Source organism: Streptomyces sp. AF1A, from assembly GCF_047340315.1.
GTDB lineage: Bacteria > Actinomycetota > Actinomycetes > Streptomycetales > Streptomycetaceae > Streptomyces.
The window spans coordinates 1-4,110 of the sequence record NZ_JBLEBI010000308.1; the positions used below are offsets into that span (position 1 = coordinate 1).

General features: G+C 75.0%; 5 protein-coding genes. 3 read left to right on the forward strand and 2 right to left on the reverse strand.

Translation table 11 applies throughout. From position 1 onward, the window contains the following. On the forward strand, positions 1–617 hold a 617-nt coding region (locus ACLU3S_RS36075; protein ID WP_413956199.1), incomplete at its 5' end, for a TerD family protein. A gap of 6 nt (positions 618–623) precedes the next feature. Here ACLU3S_RS36075 and ACLU3S_RS36080 read toward each other — a convergent pair. Further along, entirely contained in the window at positions 624–1,799 is a 1,176-nt protein-coding gene (locus ACLU3S_RS36080) for a glycosyltransferase (protein ID WP_413956200.1), read from the reverse strand. A gap of 58 nt (positions 1,800–1,857) precedes the next feature. Here ACLU3S_RS36080 and ACLU3S_RS36085 point away from each other — a divergent pair, with 58 nt between their 5' ends. Continuing rightward, positions 1,858–2,643, forward strand: a complete 786-nt coding sequence (locus ACLU3S_RS36085; protein ID WP_413956201.1) for a glutamate racemase — start codon at positions 1,858–1,860, stop codon at positions 2,641–2,643. Positions 2,644–2,749: 106 nt separating this feature from the next. Continuing rightward, positions 2,750–3,295, forward strand: coding sequence for a hypothetical protein (locus tag ACLU3S_RS36090; protein WP_413956202.1), 546 nt, complete (start codon positions 2,750–2,752; stop codon positions 3,293–3,295). Positions 3,296–3,349: 54 nt separating this feature from the next. Here the strand turns inward: ACLU3S_RS36090 and ACLU3S_RS36095 are convergent. Further along, on the reverse strand, positions 3,350–4,110 hold a 761-nt coding region (locus ACLU3S_RS36095; protein ID WP_413956203.1), incomplete at its 5' end, for an O-antigen ligase family protein.

The window sequence follows — 4,110 nt, forward strand, 5'->3', positions numbered from 1 at the left end:
AGGTCACCCTCACGAAGGCGGCCCCCTCGGTCTCGCTGGCCAAGCAGGGCGGGACCTCCGGTGCCCTGCGCGTGAACCTCAACTGGCAGGTGCGCAAACGGCTCTCCGGCCGGGGCGGCCGCTGGGGCGGCGGCCAGGGGAACCTGGATCTCGACCTGTGCGCGCTGTACGAGCTTGCCGACGGTCGCAAGGGGGTCGTCCAGGCCCTCGGCAACGCCTTCGGGTCGCTGCACCGGCCGCCGTACATCCATCTCGACGGCGACGACCGCACCGGCGCCGTGGCGAGCGGCGAGAACCTCACCGTCAACCTCGACCACACGCGGGACTTCCGGCGCATTCTCGTCTTCGTCACCATCTACGAGGGGGCCCGCTCCTTCGCCGACCTGCACGCCACGGTCACCCTGCGGCCGCAGCACGGCGCGCCGATCGACTTCTCGCTGGACGAGTGCACGGTCCCCTCCACCGTGTGCGCGCTCGCCCTGATCACCAACACGGGCGGCGACCTCCTCGTCCAGCGCGAGGCCCGGTATCTCGTGCCGGAGCGCGGGGTGAGCCCGCAGCGGACCGTAGACCGCGCCTACGGGTGGGGCATGAACTGGACGCCCGGCCGCAAATGACGGGGCTCAGCCCTCGTCGGGCACCGCGCCGGGACGCGTGTACGTGCGGCCCTTCCAGGCCGCCCCGCGCCCCCGGTAGTGCTGCACTGCGGAGTCCACCGTCATGAGCAGGTACAGGAACGCGGTGCACGGCAGCAGCGCGGCGAGCAACGGCGGCTGCCGGTAATAGCGCAGCATCGGCACGTACGTGCCCGCCATCACCGCCCAGGCCAGCGCGCCCAGGACCGCCGTTGCCGCGCCGCCGCCGGCCGCACCCGCGACCACGGCCGCCGGCGGCACCAGGTAGACCAGCGCCAGCCCGGCGACCGTGCCGAGCAGCAGCAGCGGGTTGTGCCGCAGCTGGGCGTACGCACTGCGCGAGACCATGCGCCACAGGTCGTGCAGCCCCGGGTACGGGCGCACGCTGTCCACCCGCTCGGCCAGCCCCAGCCAGACCCGCCCGCCCGCGCCCTTCACCGCCCGGGCGAGCGCCACGTCGTCGATGACGGCGTGCCGGATGGCGTCCGGGATCCGCGCCCGCTCCGCCGCGCCGGCGCGCAGCAGGACGCAACCGCCCGCCGCGGCCGCCGTACGCGACCCCGTCCGGCCGATCCGCCGGAAGGGGTACAGCTGGGCGAAGAAGTAGACGAACGCCGGGACCACGAGCCGCTCCCATCGGCTCTCCACCCGCAGCCGGGCCATCTGCGACACCACGTCGAAACCCCCGGTGCGGGCGGCGGCCACCAGCTCGCGCAGGCTGTCCGGCGCGTGCGCGATGTCGGCGTCCGTCAGCAGCAGGTACTCCGGGTGACGCGCGCGTGCCAGACAGATGCCGTGCCGTACGGCCCACAGCTTGCCCGTCCAGCCCGCGGGCGGCTCGCCCGGAGAGCCCACGGTGAGCGGCAGCCCGCCGTGCCGCCCGGACAGCTCGCGGGCCAGCTCCCCGGTGCCGTCCGTGCTCCCGTCGTCCACCAGGAAGACCTCCGCCCGCCCCGGATAGTCCTGCGCCAGCAGCGACGGCAGGCTCGCGGGCAGCACGGCGGCCTCGTCGCGGGCGGGTACGACGACACAGACCGACGGCCACTCCTCCGGTTCGCGACGCGGCGGCAGACGCACGTCCGTGCGCCAGAAGAACCCCTGGCACAGCAGCAGCCAGCCCCAGGCGGCCAGCGATCCGACGGTGATCCACAGGAAGGCGCTCACGGTCCGCAGTCTGCCCCACGCCAAGGGGTCCACGAGAGGGATCGTCTATCGTGGCCGGGTGAAGATCGCGCTCATGGACTCCGGAATCGGCCTGCTTCCCGCCGCTGCCGCGGTACGCCGGCTGCGACCCGACGCCGACCTGGTGCTGTCCTGGGACCCGGACGGGATGCCCTGGGGGCCGCGCACTCCGCAGGACATCACGCAGCGGGCCATCGCCGTGGCCGAGGCGGCCGCCGCGCACGGGCCCGACGTCCTGATCGTCGCCTGCAACACCGCGTCCGTGCACTCCCTGCCGCAGATGCGCGCCCGGTTCGAGCCGGACCTGCCGATCATCGGCACCGTCCCGGCCATCAAGCCGGCCGCGGCCGGGGGCGGCCATGTCGCGATCTGGGCGACGCCCGCCACCACGGGCAGCGCCTACCAGCGGGGGCTGATCGAGCAGTTCGCCGCCGGTGCCGCCGTCACCGAGGTGGCCTGCCCGGGGCTCGCCGATGCCGTGCACCACGCGGACGACGCCGCGATCGACGCCGCGATCGCCTCGGCTGCCGCCCGCACCCCGCACGACGTGACCACGCTCGTCCTCGGCTGCACCAACTACGAGCTGGTCGCCGAGCGCATCCGGGCGGCCGTGCAGCAGCCGGGCCGTCCGCCGCTGATGCTGCACGGCTCCGCGGGGGCCGTGGCCGCGCAGGCGCTGCGCAGGATCGGTGCGGAGCCGGCGCCGGACGCCGTCGCCGACACCACGCTCACGGTGCTGCTCAGCGGCCGCGAGGCAGCGCTCCCCGACACGGCGCTGGCCTACGCCGAGGGCCGTTTCCTGCAGACGGTCAGCCCCGTGCGCTGACCGCCGGGGGATGGGCCCGGGCCGCTCGGCCCGCCCTGCTCCACCCGGGCCAGTGACTCTCCGCCACTCCCTACCCGCGCAACGAAACCTGAGTAACCTCATAGACATGAGGGAGCAGCGCCGCGCCGACGACACCTCGCACCAGGACGTCTGGACCGGACGGGCCACCAACCGGGCGCAGTGGCTGCTCGCGGTGGTCGGGGCGGCCTGCATGGCGCTCGGCATCCACCTGGCGGTGGACTCGGCGTGGACGTCCGGCATCGCCGCGCTCGCGATGTCCGTCGTGGGCTGCATCGCGGCCGGCCTGCTCGTCCTCTTCGGCACGCTGGCCTTCGTGCACGTCGACCTCAGACTCGACCGGGAGTGCGTCGAGGTGCGCTGCGGCCACATCGGGCTGCCGCGCCGGCGCATCCCGCTCTCCCATGTGGCGGGCGCCGACTTCACCGCCCTGGTGACCCCGCGGCAGTGGGGCGGCTGGGGCTACCGCTGGCGTCCGGAGAAGGGCACTGCCGTCGTCGTGCGCCGCGGGGAGGGCATCGTCCTCAACCTGTGGGACGGCCACACCTTCACGATCACCGTGGACAACGCCGAATCGGCGGTACGGGCCATCAGGGCCAGGCTGGGCTCGATCAGGCCGGGCACGGCCGGCTGAGTCCGTCTGCTCCGTCGTTCCGTCCGACGACGGACCAGGGGTGCCGGCAGGCGATCACCGGGGGTCGTCCGGCTCCGCGCCGACTCCCGTCCACGGTCGTGCCGTCGCCCAGCCGGCCAGCAGTCCCGCACCCGCCGTCACCGTGGTGAAGCTGAGCGCGTCGCCCACCGAGGCGAGGACGGCGAGCGCGGTCAGGGCCGTGCCCGCGGTGAGGGCGACCGGCGTGGGGCGAGGGGCGCGCCACAGTGCGTGCAGCACCCAGCAGAACACGGCGACGAGCAGGAACACACCGACGAGCCCCTGCTCCGCCGCCAGTTGGAGCGGGGCGGAGTGCGGCTTGCCGTCGAACTGCGGCGGCTGCGGCCCGCTGAGCTCGCCGAACCGGTCGGCGCCCACGCCGAGCCCGCCGTTGCGGCCCGCCAGCCGCAGGGCGTCCCGCCACAGTCCCACCCGGCGCGGCGTCAGCAGGTGTTCGATCACCCCGGAGAGCCCACCGGTCGGGGCGTTCGCGGCGACCGCCCAGACCGTGCCGGCCACCAGGGCCGCGACCACGGCCAGTGCCGCGAGCCATGCGCCCCGTCGGACGACCCGGCCCGCGGCCAGTGAGCACAGCAGGATCACCGCGCCGGCCGCGCAACCGGCCGCCGACCCCAGCACGGCCCCGGTCAGGGCGATCCCGGCGGCCAGCGTCCGCAGCGCCAGACGCAGCGCCGGTACGGGCGTCGCCCAGGCGGCACAGCACGCGGCACCGGCGGCCAGGACGAGCAGGGCGGCCGTGGCACCGGCGTGGCCCAGCGGGGCGGCATAGCGGGGGC

What these genes read in the sequence shown, in the direction of transcription:
- ACLU3S_RS36090 (WP_413956202.1), top strand. Translation starts at nt 2,750, where the DNA reads ATGAGGGAGCAGCGCCGCGCCGACGACACCTCGCACCAGGACGTCTGG.